16 protein-coding genes and 1 pseudogene are annotated in these 15,155 nt (G+C 62.9%); 3 read left to right on the top strand and 14 right to left on the bottom strand.

Annotation, left to right across the window (positions count from 1 at the left end; translation table 11 throughout):
• Positions 1-37: 37 nt before the first annotated feature.
• Complete coding sequence (locus FJ426_RS08415; RefSeq protein ID WP_140561134.1) at positions 38-574, top strand: DUF6428 family protein; 537 nt, start codon at positions 38-40, stop codon at positions 572-574.
• 167 nt (positions 575-741) lie between these two features.
• Here the strand turns inward: FJ426_RS08415 and FJ426_RS08420 are convergent, their stop codons facing one another.
• The 4 genes from FJ426_RS08420 to minC all read right to left on the bottom strand — a co-directional run bounded on the left by FJ426_RS08420 (position 742) and on the right by minC (position 4,641).
• Positions 742-2,199: a hypothetical protein gene (locus FJ426_RS08420; protein WP_140561124.1), complete on the bottom strand. Its 1,458-nt coding sequence runs from the start codon at positions 2,197-2,199 to the stop codon at positions 742-744.
• A gap of 338 nt (positions 2,200-2,537) precedes the next feature.
• Positions 2,538-2,810 (bottom strand): cell division topological specificity factor MinE, encoded by a 273-nt coding sequence (gene minE, locus FJ426_RS08425; protein WP_140500137.1) that lies wholly within the window; start codon positions 2,808-2,810, stop codon positions 2,538-2,540.
• Positions 2,807-3,622 (bottom strand): septum site-determining protein MinD, encoded by an 816-nt coding sequence (minD, locus tag FJ426_RS08430; RefSeq protein WP_140500139.1) that lies wholly within the window; start codon positions 3,620-3,622, stop codon positions 2,807-2,809. Before minD ends, minE begins: the two co-directional genes overlap by 4 nt.
• Before the next feature lie 173 nt (positions 3,623-3,795).
• Positions 3,796-4,641, bottom strand: coding sequence for a septum site-determining protein MinC (gene minC, locus FJ426_RS08435; protein ID WP_140500141.1), 846 nt, complete (start codon positions 4,639-4,641; stop codon positions 3,796-3,798).
• Positions 4,642-4,978: 337 nt separating this feature from the next.
• Here minC and FJ426_RS08440 point away from each other — a divergent pair, with 337 nt between their 5' ends.
• Positions 4,979-5,968, top strand: coding sequence for a TAXI family TRAP transporter solute-binding subunit (locus tag FJ426_RS08440; protein ID WP_140561125.1), 990 nt, complete (start codon positions 4,979-4,981; stop codon positions 5,966-5,968).
• Between the two features lie 85 nt (positions 5,969-6,053).
• Positions 6,054-8,111 carry a TRAP transporter permease gene (locus FJ426_RS08445; protein WP_140516105.1) on the top strand — a complete coding sequence of 686 codons (2,058 nt, stop codon included), beginning with the start codon at positions 6,054-6,056 and terminating at the stop codon, positions 8,109-8,111.
• Between the two features lie 189 nt (positions 8,112-8,300).
• On the opposite strand, the gene FJ426_RS08450 is transcribed toward FJ426_RS08445, so the two are convergent.
• From FJ426_RS08450 to FJ426_RS08500, 10 genes and pseudogenes are all read right to left on the bottom strand, one after another.
• Complete coding sequence (locus FJ426_RS08450; protein ID WP_140500147.1) at positions 8,301-8,648, bottom strand: hypothetical protein; 348 nt, start codon at positions 8,646-8,648, stop codon at positions 8,301-8,303.
• Between the two features lie 156 nt (positions 8,649-8,804).
• A pseudogene (locus FJ426_RS31740) lies at positions 8,805-8,884 on the bottom strand (PRC-barrel domain containing protein); the annotation flags it as partial.
• Positions 8,885-9,117: 233 nt separating this feature from the next.
• Entirely contained in the window at positions 9,118-10,275 is a 1,158-nt protein-coding gene (locus FJ426_RS08460; RefSeq protein WP_140825158.1) for a sulfite oxidase, read from the bottom strand.
• A gap of 511 nt (positions 10,276-10,786) precedes the next feature.
• On the bottom strand, positions 10,787-11,119 hold the full coding sequence (locus FJ426_RS08470; RefSeq protein ID WP_140498999.1) for a DUF2934 domain-containing protein: 333 nt from the start codon (positions 11,117-11,119) through the stop codon (positions 10,787-10,789).
• A 199-nt stretch (positions 11,120-11,318) separates the two neighbouring features.
• On the bottom strand, positions 11,319-11,570 hold the full coding sequence (locus FJ426_RS08475; RefSeq protein ID WP_140499001.1) for a hypothetical protein: 252 nt from the start codon (positions 11,568-11,570) through the stop codon (positions 11,319-11,321).
• 277 nt (positions 11,571-11,847) lie between these two features.
• Positions 11,848-12,444 carry a BA14K family protein gene (locus FJ426_RS08480; RefSeq protein ID WP_140559817.1) on the bottom strand — a complete coding sequence of 199 codons (597 nt, stop codon included), beginning with the start codon at positions 12,442-12,444 and terminating at the stop codon, positions 11,848-11,850.
• A 111-nt stretch (positions 12,445-12,555) separates the two neighbouring features.
• Entirely contained in the window at positions 12,556-13,077 is a 522-nt protein-coding gene (locus FJ426_RS08485; protein ID WP_140499005.1) for a DoxX family protein, read from the bottom strand.
• A 217-nt stretch (positions 13,078-13,294) separates the two neighbouring features.
• Positions 13,295-13,792: a tetratricopeptide repeat protein gene (locus FJ426_RS08490; protein WP_140521451.1), complete on the bottom strand. Its 498-nt coding sequence runs from the start codon at positions 13,790-13,792 to the stop codon at positions 13,295-13,297.
• Positions 13,793-13,823: 31 nt separating this feature from the next.
• Entirely contained in the window at positions 13,824-14,795 is a 972-nt protein-coding gene (locus tag FJ426_RS08495; RefSeq protein ID WP_140499010.1) for an MBL fold metallo-hydrolase, read from the bottom strand.
• Positions 14,796-14,903: 108 nt separating this feature from the next.
• Positions 14,904-15,149 (bottom strand): DUF680 domain-containing protein, encoded by a 246-nt coding sequence (locus FJ426_RS08500; protein WP_140499012.1) that lies wholly within the window; start codon positions 15,147-15,149, stop codon positions 14,904-14,906.
• Positions 15,150-15,155: the final 6 nt, after the last annotated feature.

Below are 15,155 nucleotides of genomic sequence, written 5' to 3' on the forward strand. Positions count from 1 at the left end.
AACAATCCTAAAAACGTTGAAACAAGGATTACCGCACATGCTCGTTTCTGACAATCGGGAATTTGAACCCGCTGACGTCGTTGATCCCGACGACATCACCATCGCTGGCCTGCTGGAGTTTCTGGCGGGCTACAAGGACCGGCCGCTGGTGTTCTTGTACGACGGCCGGCCGGTGCGGCCTGGCTACCACGTCACCGAAGTGAAAGCCGGCCAGTTCGCTGCGCTGGACTGCGGTGCAAACCCGGAATCCTGGGCCGAGATCTTCGTGCAGCTCTGGGACGTCGAGGAGGACCGCACGCATATGCCGGCCGGGAAATTCTCGGCGATCATCCGCAAGGTGACAGAGCATGTCGGGCTCGACCATTCCGCCAAGCTCACTTTCGAAGTCAGCGACGGCGTGCGCCCGATGCAGCTCTACCGCGCCGCGCTCCCCCGGCTCGCGGGTGATGCGGTGCATGTCGAGCTTTCGCCGCGGCCGGCAAGCTGCAAGCCGCGCGACCGCTGGCTGGAGGAGGAGAGGAAAGCCAAGGCCTGCTGCGGACCTTCGGCCGGACCCCAACCTTGCTGCGGCTAACGCTTCGCAGCCGAGCAGATGGCTTGGCGCCGTCTTGACGGCCAAGACAGCCTTCCGCTCGCTCAGTTCAGCGATTTGCGCCGCGGCGGCGGCGTGCGATCGCGTTGAGGCAGCGGGCGCGGAACGCTGCCCCGCAGCGGGACCTGCGGCCATGCCGGCGAAATGAGCTACGGCGTGGCGCGGAGGTTCCTGCGGATGCGCCGCCTGCCCGTTCCACGGGCTTTCTCCGCCACAACGGCGGCGATGTCGACCACGTCGGCCTCGCGCGATCTGCCGTTGGTGGCCTTGTGAAGCCGCTCGTAAGGCAGCAATTCCTTGATCCGCGCATTGAGCGACGCGATTTCAGCTTTGAGGTCCTCGCATTCCTGCCTCTGGACATCCAGCTGTATCTGTTCCGATGCTTGTTGCAGCGCAAGCTGCGAAAGATTGGCGTTCGCTTTCGAAAGGCTCGTCTTGTCGTTTTCGTTCTCGTCGGTGAGCGAGGACAACCTTTGATCGGCGATTTTCTTTTCGGCCAGCGTGTCGTTCAAGTCGGTCTTGAGCCTGGCGATCTCGGCTGTGGCCTCGCTGTTCTCGTGCGAGGCCCGCTCCAGCCGTGATTGCAGGTCCTGGATCTCGGAACGCAATCCGCGCATTTCCGTCTGGCTGCGGGCCAGTTCAGCTTGCCTGTCGCCTTCCATCATGCTGGCCGCTTCGGTCATTTCCGACAGCTTCGCCTGCGCGGTCTCGAGTGACTTCTGGAGCCGCATCTCCTCCTTCTCGCTCTTGCCGAGCGCGGTCAGCAGTTCGGCAAGCCGCGCTGCTTCGCTGGCATGGATCGTCGAGAGCTCGTCGAGCCTGTGCCGCGTCTGGGTTTCCCGCTTCAGCGCCTTGTCGAGCTCGATCGACAGGCTGACATGTTTTTCCCGCAGCATCTTGCTCTCGCGCAGGCGCCTGTTGGCCTCGACCGCCCTGGCCGTCAGCCGCTTGGCGATGTCGCCGAACTCCGCGTCGCGTTTTGCGCTCGCATTGGCCGTCTCGGCAAGTTCCAGCCTGGCCGCTGCGAGCGCTGCGCGAAGCGCCTCCCTGTCCTGGACCAGGCTTGTCTCGCGCTGTTGCAGCAATTCGCAGGCGCTTTCACGCTCGCGCAGCTTTCTTGCCGTGTCGTGCAGCTTTTCCGACAGCGTTCTTTGTTCCGCGATCAGGTCGCCATTTGCGAGCTCCAGCTCGTTGGCGCGAATAATATCGGTGTGGAGGATGTTGAGGAATTCGCGCGTCAAATGGTGTGAGGTCGCGATCTCCGACAATTTGCCGTTGATCTCGTCCATATAGTTCCTGGCGTCGTGGAACATCCCTTCGAAGGCACTCAATGCCGCCATCCGGGTCTGGGTATGGGGCGTCAGTCGTGGCGCGGTTTCAGTGGCGTCGGCGTTGCCCGCGCCGTCCGGATTATCCGCACCATCCGCATTGGCCTCGGGTGCCGAGGCCTCGGCTCCTGGCGCGGAATCTGGGATAAAGCCGCTGTCCGGCGGCGCGTCGTATTCGGTATCGAGGCTGGCATCCAGAGCGTCCGCCAGATCGGCCTGCAGCTCCTGGAGTGCATCATCTACGTCTTCGGCACGCTTGATCAGACCCTTGAAATTCATAACGAATGCCCTTTACGCATACCCAATTCAGTATTCAATAATTGGCTAATATGTATGCTTACATCCACTGATTGCGCAGGGGAAGCCCCCCATTAGGGGGAGCGTAAAGTTGGACATTTGGGGTTGCAATGCGGCGGGCAACCAATGCCACGGCCGTCTTTTTGCAGAATTGACGCACCCGATTTCTGGTGGAATCTGAATGCGGGAAATCCTGGCTCCTCCTTCCCTCGTGGAAGGTAGGACTGAGGGCGCTGGCGCTGGAGGATGCTCGTCCTGTAGCGCCGCGCCAACTCCGCTCGCTGCTTGCAGCGACCCTCCCCACAAGGGGAGGGTAAAAGTCAGCCCGCCATGGCCAGCGGCACGGCGCTTTTGTTGGGGATCTGGATGTCGATTTCCAGCGTCGACATGGTCTCGCCGCGGTCCATTGAGATTTGCAGATAGTCCTGGTCGATCTGCACGTGCTTGGCGATGACGGCCATGATCTCCTCGCGCAGCACGGAGACGAGATCGGGCTGGCCACGGCTGCGCCGTTCGTAGGCGAGCAGCACCTGCAGCCGCTCACGCGCCACGGGCGCGCTGGAGCGCCGCTTGAAGAGGTCGAGAATGTTCATGCCGCCCTCCTTCCGAGCAGCCTGTCGAGGAAGCCCTTGCGCTCGAAGGGAACCACGACCGGCAGGTCTTCGCCTTCCAGCCGCCGCGCCGCTTCGATATAGGCTTTGGCGGCGGCGTTCAGCGGATCGCTCAGCGTCACCGGCGAACCGAGATTGGAGGCCCTGAGCACATCCTGGCTCTCCGGGATGATGCCAAGGAGCGGCACCGACAGAATTTCCAGCACGTCGTCGATGGACAGCATCTCGCCGCGAGCCGCGCGGCCGGCATCGTAACGCGTCACCAGCACGTGCTTGGCGATTTGCTCGCCCTGTTCGGCGCGCATGGTGCGGGCGTCGAGCAGGCCGATGATACGGTCGGAATCGCGCACCGACGACACTTCCGGATTGGTGACGATGACCGCCTCGTCGGCGAAGCGCATGGCGAGCTGCGCGCCGCGTTCGATGCCGGCCGGGCTATCGCAGAACACATAGTCGAACACCGAGCGCAGCTTCTCGATCACCTCGCCGACGCCTTCTTCGGTCAGCGCGTCCTTGTCGCGCGTCTGCGAGGCCGGCAGCAGGAACAGCGTATCGACGCGCTTGTCGCGGATCAGCGCCTGCGACAGCTTGGCCGTGCCCTGGATGACATTGACGAGGTCGAACACCACGCGCCGTTCGGCGCCCATGATCAGGTCGAGATTGCGCAGGCCGACGTCGAAATCGACCAGCGCCACTTTCTTGCCGGTCCTGGCGACCGCGGCCCCCAATGCGGCCGTCGAGGTCGTCTTGCCGACACCTCCCTTGCCTGAGGTGACCACCACTACCTTGCCCATGAAAAAAGCCTCCGTCGCCTGATGTTGTCGTTTGTTATTGCTCCGTGCATCGCACGGCTATTGTTGGAACCTGCCATCATCCCACGCGAAACCGGTCCCAACCTTGCGGACCTGAACGTCCTGTTCGCGGTCGCGCAAAACAAGAACTGGTCCGGCGTTTTCATCCCGGCGCCCTAGTTCAGTGGCACGACGCGCAGCACGCCGTCTTCGAGGAAGGCCTGCACCGGCTTGCCGCGCGAGGCGCCTTCCATGTCCTCCGCCGTGGTGTACCAGCCGTCGATGGCGAGCAGTTCGGCCTCGTTCCTGCGGCAGAAGATGCGCGCCGAAATATTGCCTTCCGAGCCCGCAATGGCGCGGCCGCGCAGCGTGCCGTAGACATGGATCGAGCCCGCCGCAATGATCTCGGAACCGGAAGCGACCGATCCAAGCACGATGACATCGCCATGCGGATGAAAGATCGACTGGCCCGAGCGAAGGGGCGACTTGACCATCAGCGTTCCGGCCAGGGCCGGCTCCGCCGCGCCGGCTTGCTGTTCTGTCTTGGCCGCCTTGGCCGCCTTGACCCTTCCAGCCTCGGCCCTGCCCTCGTCGGGCTTGCCCGTTTCCTTGCCGCGTTCCGAAGACACCGCTTCCGTCTTGCCGGCCTCTTCCGCCAGGCCTGCCTTGCCGTTGCGGCCGGGCTGCGCCAGCAGGCCATCTGAAGTGGCCTCCTTGGCGCCGGCCAGCAGCGGCGGCAGTTCGGGCCCGAGCGAGGCCCCTTCGAGCTCGATGGCATAGACCCGGATGCCACGCGTGCCGAGCGAAGCGACCAGCGCCGCGATCTCGTCGGCCGCAGGCTTCAGCGCATTGAGATCGAGCACCACCGGCCGCCCTGAGAAATAGCCCGGCGAATTGCCGATCCAATGATCCAGCCCCTCCAACCAAGCACCGATCGGCGCCTCCGGCGTCAGCGTGAAAGCGACGAACGAACGGGCGCGAAAGCGAATGGATTTGGTCTCCAGGGGAGCGGCAAAGGTCACGGCTGGCGAATCCTTACTCAATGGTTAAAGGGTGCCGGCCGAATGGTTAACAAATGGTTAATAAAGACGGCTGGCACCTTGGAAGCCGCCAGAAATTGGAGGGTCGGCTAACCGCCAGTTGCGGATGCCGGCTGACAACACGCGGAATGTGTTGATAGCGCCGCGTCAGCAAGCGGATTACCGCCGTTCAATCGACAAGCTAGATCTCAAAATGCGCCATGACGGCAACAGCGGGGGAGCCACCGCCAGCGACGACCGATCCCCTCCGAAAGGCGCGCGCAGGTTGACAATCCTTGGGTTGATGCAACATCCTGCCGATCTTTGACCGGGAGGTAGTATGACTGTTTCGATCAACCGTCGCGTCTTTTCCGTCGGCGCGGGCACTTTGGCGCTGGCCGCGGCAGGGTTTTCGCCGGCGCGCGCGCAGCAGGCTTTTTTCCGTATCGGCACCGGCGGCACGTCCGGCACCTACTATCCGGTGGGCGGGCTGATCGCCAACGCGATCTCGGCGACGGGGCCGGCCGGCGTCGAGGGCCTGGTTGCCAGCGCCACGTCCTCCAACGGTTCGGTGGCCAACATCAGCGCCATCCAGTCGGGCGCTTCCGAATCGGGCTTCACGCAATCCGATGTCGCCTACTGGGCGCATTCGGGCACCGGCCTCTACGAGGGCAAGCCCAAGGTAGAGGATCTGCGCCTCATTGCGACGCTCTATCCTGAAACCATCCATCTGGTCGCGCGCGCCGACGCCGGCATCAAGACGGTGGCGGATCTGAAGGGCAAGCGCGTCTCCCTCGACGAGCCGGGTTCCGGCACCATCGTTGATGCGCGCCTGGTGCTCGGCGCCTACGGTCTAACGGAGAAGGACGTAAAGCCCGAATATCTCAAGCCCGGCCCGGCCGGCGAGCGCCTGCAAGACGGCGCCATGGACGCCTATTTCTTCGTTGGCGGCTATCCGACCGGTGCCATCGTCGAGCTTGCCAGCACCAACAACATCACGCTGGTGCCGATCACCGGCCCCGAGGCCGACAAGCTCCTGTCCGAACAGAAGTTCTTCTCGACCGACATCGTGCCCGCGGGCACCTACAAGAATGTCGGCGAGACCAAGACCATTTCGGTCGCCGCGCAATGGGTGACCAACGCCAAGCAGACCGATGACCTCATCTACAAGATCGTCAAGTCGCTCTACAGCGACGAGACCCAGAAGGCGCTGCAGGCTGGTCATGCCAAGGGCAAGCTGATCACGCTCCAGAACGCGGTCACCAGCGCCGGCATTCCGTTCCATCCGGGCGCGGAGAAATTCTACAAGGAAGTCGGCGCCCTGAAATAAGAGGCCATCAACAGACTGGCGACAACGAGGCGGAAGGCGTGCTTTCCGCCTCGTTTGTCTGGGGATTCAGGATACGGAACCGACTATGAGCGACGACGACAAAATCAGGCTTTCCGGCATGGAGTTCGACGAGGAAAAGGCTCGCGAACTGGAGGAGAAATTCGACTCCGAGATCCGGTTCCGGCCGCTGACCCGGGCCGCCGGCTGGCTGGTCGGCTTCCTCCTGGTGGCCTTGTCGCTGTTTCACTATTACACGGCTGGATTCGGCTTGCTGCAGGAGATGCTGCACCGGGGCATCCACCTGTCGATGGTGCTGTCGCTGATCTTCCTCGTCTTCCCTCTGGTGAAGAAGGGCTACGACCAGCCCGCCCAATCCAGCTTTCTGCGGCCCCTCGGCATACCGGTTTTCGACTGGCTGCTGGCGCTTGCCGCGGTGGTAGCGGTCCTGCACGTGCCGATGATCCCGCTCGACGATCTTGCCTTCCGCGTCGGCAACCCCACGACGACGGACGTGGTGCTCGGGCTGACCCTCATTTTGCTCCTGCTGGAAGCGACGCGCCGGTCCGTCGGCATCCCGCTGCCCATCATCGCCATCCTCTTCATGGCTTATGCGCTGTTCGGCCCCTATATGCCGAGCATCCTGGTGCATCCCGGCGCGTCCGTCTCCCAGCTCGTCGACCACCTCTACCTGACGACGCAAGGCATCTACGGCATCGCGCTCGGCGTTGTCGCCACCTACGTTTTCCACTTCGTCCTGTTTGGCGTCTTCGCCACCCGCATCGGTCTCGGCCAGCTCTTTCTCGACTGCGCGGCATGGGTCGCCGGCCGCTACGCCGGCGGTCCGGCCAAGGTATCGATCTTCGGCTCGGCCCTGTTCGGCATGATCTCTGGCTCGTCGGTCGCCAACACCGTCACCGTCGGCTCGCTGACCATCCCGGCGATGATCCGGCTCGGCTACAAGAAGCATTTCGCCGCCGCGGTGGAGGCGGCTTCCTCCACCGGCGGGCAGGTGACGCCGCCGATCATGGGAGCCGCCGCCTTCCTGATGATCGAGTTCCTCGAACTGCCCTACACGACCATCATCCTGGCAGCGATAGTGCCGGCCTTCATGCACTTCTTCGGCGTGTTCATGCAGGTGCATTTCGAGGCCAAGCGCACCGGCTTGCGCGGCCTGCGGCCGGACGAGATGCCCGACGTGGTCGAGGCATTGAAACGGGACTGGCCGACCATCATCCCTCTCGTCGTCCTGATCGGCGTGCTTCTTGCGGGTTATACGCCCTACATGGCTGCCTTCTGGGGCATTACCCTGTGCATCCTGGTCGGCCTGTTTAACCCGCGCCGGCGCATGTCTGTCGCCGACATCGTGGTGTGCCTGCGCGACGGCGCCAAGTATGCGCTCGCCGTCGGCGCTGCCGCCGCCACGGTCGGCATCGTCGTCGGCGTTGTCACCCTGACCGGCGTCGGCTTCAAGCTGTCCTACATCGTCACTTCGACGGCAGGCCATCTGTCGCTGCTGTTCGGCACCTTTATCCCCGAAGCGATCTTCTCGACGCACGGGCTGACCCTTTTGTTCACGCTGATCATGACCGGCGTGGTCTGCATCCTGATGGGTTGCGGCATCCCGACGACAGCGAACTACATCATCATGGTGACGATTGCCGCGCCGGCACTGGTGATGCTCGGCACCGAGCCGATCGTCGCCCACTTCTTCGTCTTCTATTATGGCCTGCTGGCTGACATCACGCCGCCGGTTGCGCTGGCTGCCTACGCTGCCGCCGGCATGGCGGGAGCTGATCCATTCAAGACCGGCAACACTGCCTTTCGGCTCGGGCTCGGCAAGGCGCTGGTGCCCTTTGTCTTTGTCTTCTCGCCGTCGCTTCTGCTGGTGACGAAAGATTTCACCTGGCCGAACTTCTTCCTGGCTTTCTTTGGCTGCGTGCTCGGCATCACCTGCCTGGGGGCCGCCCTCTCGCGCTACCTGCTCGTGCGCACCCGGCCATGGGAAAACGTGTTGCTGGTCTTGGCCGCCCTGCTTCTGGTGGCGCCCGAACTCTATTCGTCCCTACTCGGCCTGGTTCTGACCATTCCCGTCATCTGGCGCCATTGGAGCGCGCGCAACGTCGAAGAGGCGCGACCGGCTTGATCAGCGCCGCCCCAACGATCCCTCCCCGAGAACTCAAAGGGGCCGGAAACGTTTTGGAGACTTCAGGAAGTCAGCGTGCTCTCAACCTGAATCTGACGCGAACCGCCAGGATCGGTTCCGCGGGGGAAAAGTTCCCCGAGAGCTGACAGACAGCCTTTGACATCAGAAAGCGACAGCCGGAGTTTCAAGTCATTGAGGGTCAGTGACGAAAGGCATGATGTCCACGCCGTCTCCCGGGAAGACGGTGAAATGCGGATGGCTTTCGAACAGGCGGGCGGCGGCATCGATTGTATCGGCCTCGACGACAATGTAGCCGCAGAAAGGGTTCACGGCGTCTGCGACCCCATCCTTGGTAACGCGCGTCGTCCTCCCGACCATGCCGCCGCGATCGGGGAAAGATGCCGCATTTCTCTCCTCCCAGTCCGTCCACTGCTGTAGGCCGACGCTATCAATCGCATCTTGCTCGGGCTTGGGCAGGCTGCGAAAGCGGGCAAGGTCTTCAGGCTTCATGGTGTAGACGGCAAGAAAGCGGGGCATGTGACGGTCTTCGCGCTGACAGAACCGATGCCAGCCTAGACTCTCGGTTGGCCGAAGTCACTAAGCACTACCACCCTCAGGCACGGCGAATTGCCCTTGTCCGGGCACTTTCGGATCATCTCACTCTCCTTTCGAAAAGGGCCACGGTCGGGCCCTTCAGTCGCGGTGCTCCGGCACTCCTTTCAGCTGGTCCTTGGTCCATTGGGTCACGGCGTGGCGCCGTCCTCGTCGCGCATGAGTCGAGCTCGGTGACGGCCACCGGGCTCGGCGAAGGGCGAGGAACGCCAGCCGTTCAAGTTTTCTCCGCGTCCGCGCAGGTCACTAAACACCGCTCTTGGCGCTGCGATGGAGTCGTCATCGCATCGTCTCTGGCCAGCTTCAGGCCGGCGCCTGGTCGGATGTGGGTGACCCCATGCCAAAGACATGGGGGCACATCGCTCTCAGACACTTTGATACGACTGCCCGCCAGTCAGTGAATGTTGATACGTCGCGTCACCTGACCGTTGCTTTCCCAATAGGTATGCTTCTTGGCAATGATGGGATCGTCCATTGCGGGTTGGACCTGCCCTCCCGTATCAACCGCGCGCGAGGTGACGGCGTGCTCTCCGGCGGAAGGCTTGGGCCAGTCGACGGACCATAGTTTCCAGGCAAAGTCCGCCTTGTCGGTTTCGTCGATGGCCGCCGGCATCCATGGCCCGTCATCGATCTTCACCTCGACCCGGTCGACCGGTGCGCCCCAGGCGGCCCCGACGATCCGGTAGTCATCGCCGATATGAGTGACCCGGGCCGGTGCCGATTTCAGCCTCGCCCGCCCGACCGAAGTTTCCACCCATACTGTCTCGCCGTTGTGGTTTTCCTCGCGCAGCGTGACATAATCGCGTCCCATGAACCGGTTCTCGAAGCGCTGATCGTTCACGTCTATGCGCTTGATCCATTTGACGTTCGCGATCCCGTACCATCCCGGCGCAATCAGCCGCAGCGGGAAGCCGTTGTCAGAAGGCAAGGGGGACCCATTCATCTCGTAGCAAAGGATGTTTTTGGTATCCATGGCGTCGGCAAGTGACATGCTGCGCGCAAAATTCTGCGTGAACTTGACGTCGTCGGCCCGCTTGATTTCCCCTTTATCGGTGCCCCAGAAGACGACCTCGATACCAGTGTCGAGGACTCCGGCCTCCTTGAGGATCGGCGCGAGCGGCGTGCCCGCCCAGCGCGCATTGCCAATGCCGCCATTGAAAAACGGCAGACCGGTATTGCCCGAACATTCGACCGTGAAGGTGACTTCCTGGCGCGGTCGAGCCTTGATGTCGGCGAGCGTCAGGGTTGTCGGCTTTTTAACGGAGCCGCCGATTTCGAGTTTCCAAGTGCTTTCGTCGATCACCGGCCGGTCGAAATGCGCGATTGAAAAGAACTTGTCGTTGGGCGTCACCCAGGAATCGAGATCCTCCCACACCAGCTGATTTTTGATGACTTCCGGAACCGGGTTCGGCGGCAGCTGATCCAACCATTTGATGACTTCCTCGCCGGCCCGGCTTGGAAAGGCAGAGGCAATCCGCGATTGAAAGGACGCCAACGCTGCGAGGGCTGCCCCGCCTTGAACGATGAATTCACGTCTGGGAAGGTAATGCATGACGACTTCTCCTCCAGTGAAAAGCTCAGTTCTCCTTCAGTGATAGATGCAATAGCGACCGGGATCGCGCAAAGCAGAGGCCGGCCGCGGCGGGCAATTATGAGAGCGTGTGAAACAACCCGAGTTAGAAGCGCGCCGTAGTTAAAGCGACGTCTCCGCTCTCAATCGCCAGCTTGTCAGGTCCGAGCCGGCGATCTTCAACTATATGCCCTATCTGTCCTCGTGGCGAGGGCAAGGGCCGCATCTTCGCATCACGATTGGCATCTGCCTCGTGTTCCAAAATCCAATGCAGCCTACAATTGGTGGGTCGGATTTTGTGAACGGCAGGGACAACGCCGAGAATAAAGGACCAACGAGTCGATTTCCTCAATGGCGCTTGAAATACTGCACCTCGCGCTCATGCTTCTCCGCCGCCTCGCGGCTATCGAAAGCCCCAGGTTCCGTCGCTTGCCCGTCTTCTCATCCTTCTTGCGCGAATAGAGCCGGTATTTTCCGTCCTTGAGTTTGCAGATCATTTGGCCTCTTCCTGACCGGGATTTCGCCGCCGCTTGCCCTTCAGCCCGAGTGCTGCCTGTTCGATCGCGGCGCGGTCGTTGCCCAGCCTGTCGATCAGGTCCTGTGCCTGCTTGCCTGATATGCCGGTGCGCATGGCCAATTCCTCGACCGTAAGCACGTCGGTGCTGGCGATCTCGCGCGGCGGCGCGTTGCCTGCCGCCATCGACAGCTCCCTGTCGATCTCTGCCTCGGCCCGGTGCCAGTGCTGCTCGGGGTCGCCGCCGCCTTCGCGCTCCCAGATCCGATAGGCGCGCTCCTGGATTTTCCCATGCCGTTGGTCGTCGCCCATTTCTCAAATCCTCCATTGGGTAGCATCTGAACGCCGCCCGCCTCCGAACGATCCAAAGAATTTGCGTGATCGCCGGGCTGGGTCGTTGGAGATTGGGATGGTACGAGGCGCGCCGGGCAGAGCCGGTCATGGCGCGAAATGATCCAGGCGGCGGGTCCGCCCGCCGCCTGGATGCCGGCCATGGCGGCCGGCTTTGTTGTCAGCGTCCCCAGATGCCCTGACCATAGCCCTGTGCAGGCATGTCGGAGTTCGAGTTTGCCCCCATTGCGCTGTCAGCGATGCTGTTTGTGACGCTCGGGACAGCCGTCTTGGCACCGCCCGACATCATCGCATGTGTGGTTGGATAGCTGCTTGCGGCAGGGATGAAGTCGGAGCCAAAGTGGTCGCTGCCGGCAAAAGCCATGCCGGAGGCGAACAACAACGAGGCAACGGTCAATACGATCTTCTTCATTTCGGTTTCCATCTTTTGAAGTTGACATTTGGCCCCAACGCGCCGCCCGCCCGCGCTCATGGGACCGTGTTTGTTGTTTCAGGCGAAACCGGCCAACCGCGATCCCACTGGATCTTGCAGTGACAGGTCGTTCAGCGCACGACCGTCTCGGTCCGTTGTTGCGCTGTTGGCGGCTTGATAAGGGCGTGGTGTTTGTGTGGGCGTGGTAGGCAGCGTGGTAGAAACCCTTGCCGGAGTGGAATTTTGCGTGGAATGCAGCCGGAAAGCGCAGCGCCCGCTATTGGCATTGCCGCCTCGGCCCGCCGGAATAGGGCTGGTAGCTGTTGTCTTCCGGGCGGTAGGAGCGGTAGCGGCTGAAGCAGGAGGCGACATGGTTATCATCGCCAGCGGCCGCATAGGCGCCCGGCCCAGTGCCGTTGTCCTCGACGTAGCTGGCCTCGGCGGCGGGCGGCGCGGCACGGTCGGCGTCGAGATAGGGCGAGATGCAGGGGCGCTGCTGCCCGCTATAGGACATGTAGCTGTTGTCCTGCGGCCGGTAGGAGCGGTAGCGGCTCGCGCACCAGGCGACATGCGGCTGCGGCAATTCGGCCGTGGCGGGCGCGATGGCGCCGGTGCCGGTGGGGTCGGTCTCCCCGGCCTGGCGCTTGGGCTCGATATTGGCGGGCGCGGGCTGCTCGGCCGGCAGGCGCTCGAGATTCTGCGCCTTTCTGTCCACCGGCCGCGCCGTTTTGGTCCAAAGCTCCGCCATACTGACGGTGGCCGGTGCCTGGCGCGGTGGGTTCGCGGTGATTAGCCAGACGGCGAAGGCCAGACCGCTACCGAACACCGCAAGGGTCATAACGAAACCGCAGACCAGTCCCAACAATGCTTTCACGCCGCGCTCCTTGAGCCCCTGCTAAAGCAATGCGGGGGGTCAAGGCTGGTTCCAGCAAAGCGCGGGAAATAGGCGCGGCGCTCCGCTGGGCGAATGCGAAGGCGGCGCCGTTCAAACCAGCTGCTTCACGTCCACTGGCAATTGGGTCTCCGCTGTGGGCAACGCGGCCGGCATGTCCTCGCCGCGCTGGCGCTGTCGCAGATGGAGCGCCAACAGCCGGTCCAGCGAGACCCTGCCGGCGCCCGCAACGGCCAGCACGAACATGCCGCCCGATATCGCCAGGTCCTTTTCGAAATGCAGCAGTTCGTTCTGGCTGCCGAAATTGGTGTGGAACAGCATGGCCGTTGCCAAACAGAACAGGCCGAGCGCGATGGCGCCAAGCCGCGTCAGCAGGCCTGACGCGAGGGAGAGCCCTGCCCCCAGTTGCAACGCGACGGTGGCGACAAACAGCGGCAGGTTGACACCAAGCGCTGCCATGGCCCTGGCGGCGGCATTGAAATGGGCGGCCAGCGTGGCGCCCTCATGCAAAAAGATGAGAGACAGAAGCAGGCGGCCGGCAAGCAGGCCCACGTCCCCGAGGTGGTATTTAGCGGCAAGACCCTGCAGCTTCGCGGAGCGTTCGGTCAATGTCATGGTCAGCCTCCGATCTTTTTGGCACGGGCAGGCGCCAAGCGCCTGATGTTGAAAAGGCCGGAGCCGGCGCGAGGGAGAGGATGCCGGCTCCGGCAAAGCGCGCCAGCCACGAGCGCCCAACCGTGGTGGACGAAGGGGCGAGTTCGGTGCCAACGCCCCTGCTCCGTCTCGGCTACGCCGAGCCAGCTCTCCCCATTTGTGGGGAAGAGAAAAGGTCCTACTTCGTCACCTTGGTGTCGATGGCCTGCCGCAGGTCGGAAAGCTCGTCGCACCCGGCCGGGCACAGCTGCTGCAGGGAGGCCAGCTGCTCCTTGGCCTTGTCCATGTCGCCGGTCTCGACATAGAGCTCGCCCAGATATTCGCGGGCGGCTCTGTGGTCGGGCTTCAGCTCCAGCGCCTTGGTGTAGTAGGTGAGCGCGGTCTTGTAGTCGCCGGTCTTGCGCAGGGTGAAGCCGAGCAGGTTGTAGACGTCCGCCTGCTGCGTGTCCTGCGCCAGATCGCGCAGCTCGGCCAATGCGCCGGAATAGTCCTTGGCATCGATCTTGGCCTTGATGGCGGTGAGATCCGGCGCGTCGGCGCCTTCGATGTCGTCGACCGCATGGGCCGGCATGATTGTCGCAACGGGAAGCACGGTCAGCACGGCAATGGCGCCGAGCAGGCCGAACAGGGCATGTCTGCCCGACAGGGCATTTCTGCTCAAAAGGGATCGTTTCATTGTCTTTCTCGCTTGCGTTGGAAGCTCGTGCTCAGATCTGGACCGGGGTAAATCCGTATGCCTTGCCGTCCTTGACGAAGGTGCCGGTGCCCGGGAACGGGAAGTGCGACCCGGAAATGCGGATATTGTCCGATATCACCCGGTCGATGATCTTGTGGCGCGTGGCGATTGCCGTCGGTCCGTCCTGGTCGTAAGCGCCCTGCCACTCCGGATGCGGCGCCAGCAGCGCCGGCACATACATAGTGTCGGCCGAGATCATGATCTGCTCCTTGCCGGAGTTGGCCAGGTAGACAGAATGGCCTGGTGTGTGGCCGGGCGCGGCGATGATCTGGATGCCGGGCGTGACCTCGGCGCCGTCCTCGACCAGCTTCCAGTTCTTCCATTTCGGAAAGTTCTCGGCGATGCGCTTGCCCGCCGGCTTGCGGCCCTCGGGCAGCTTGGCCAGCCGGCTTGGGTCGGTCCACCACTTGTATTCGGTGGCGTTGACGATGAGCTCGGCATTGGGGAACACCGGCGCGTTGGTGCCCTTTTCCATCAGGCCCCAGACATGATCGGGGTGGAAATGCGAGATCATGACGGTGTCGATCGCGTTGTAGTCGATGCCGGCCGCGGCCATGTTGGCCGGCAGATGCGTGGCATTGGCCTGCCACTGGCCGACGCCCGAGCCGGCATCCATCATGATCAGCTTGCCGCCCATCTTGAGCACGACGACAGTGAGCGGGATGGGCATGAAGTCGGTGGTCAGCCCCGCTTTGGCGAGTGCTGCCTTGGTGTCCTCGACCGAGACATCCTTGATGAAGGCCGGGTCGTGCGGCTTGCGCCAGATGCCGTCATAGATGGCGGTGATCTCGATATCGCCGACTTTGTATCCGTAGAAGCCGACGGTGGGCTCCACCGGAGCTTGCGCGAAGGCCGGACGGATGAATTCAAGCTTGCCGGCAAGGCCGAAGGCAGCAGCAGCGGCGGCGGTGCCAAGCACTGTGCGGCGTGTCATGGTGAACATGGTGATCTCCTGTTCGAGGTGGTGGCTAAAGTCGCGAATGGCCAAAGTCCTGGAAGGAACGACGAGGAGAGGCCGGTACCCGTCGGGAGCCGGCCCGGCCCCATGAATTCAGCGACCCCAGAGGCTGTCGTTGTTGTGTCTGGTGATGATGTCCTGCACCGACCCCTGGCTCGGCCCCGTCTTTATCTTGGTGTCGGCGCCATTGGGGCGTGCGGTGTAGGCGATCGAGCCGGTGGCATTGGTGTCGACCGGAGCGACCGGCTGGTTGGCGTTGTTGGCGCCATGATCGCTGCCGGCGAAGGCAGCGCTCGAGGCAAGCATCATGGCAGCCACGCTGAGAGCGAGCTTGGTCATTTTGGC

The sequence above is a fragment of the Mesorhizobium sp. B2-6-4 genome (assembly GCF_006441495.1).
Lineage (GTDB): Bacteria > Pseudomonadota > Alphaproteobacteria > Rhizobiales > Rhizobiaceae > Mesorhizobium.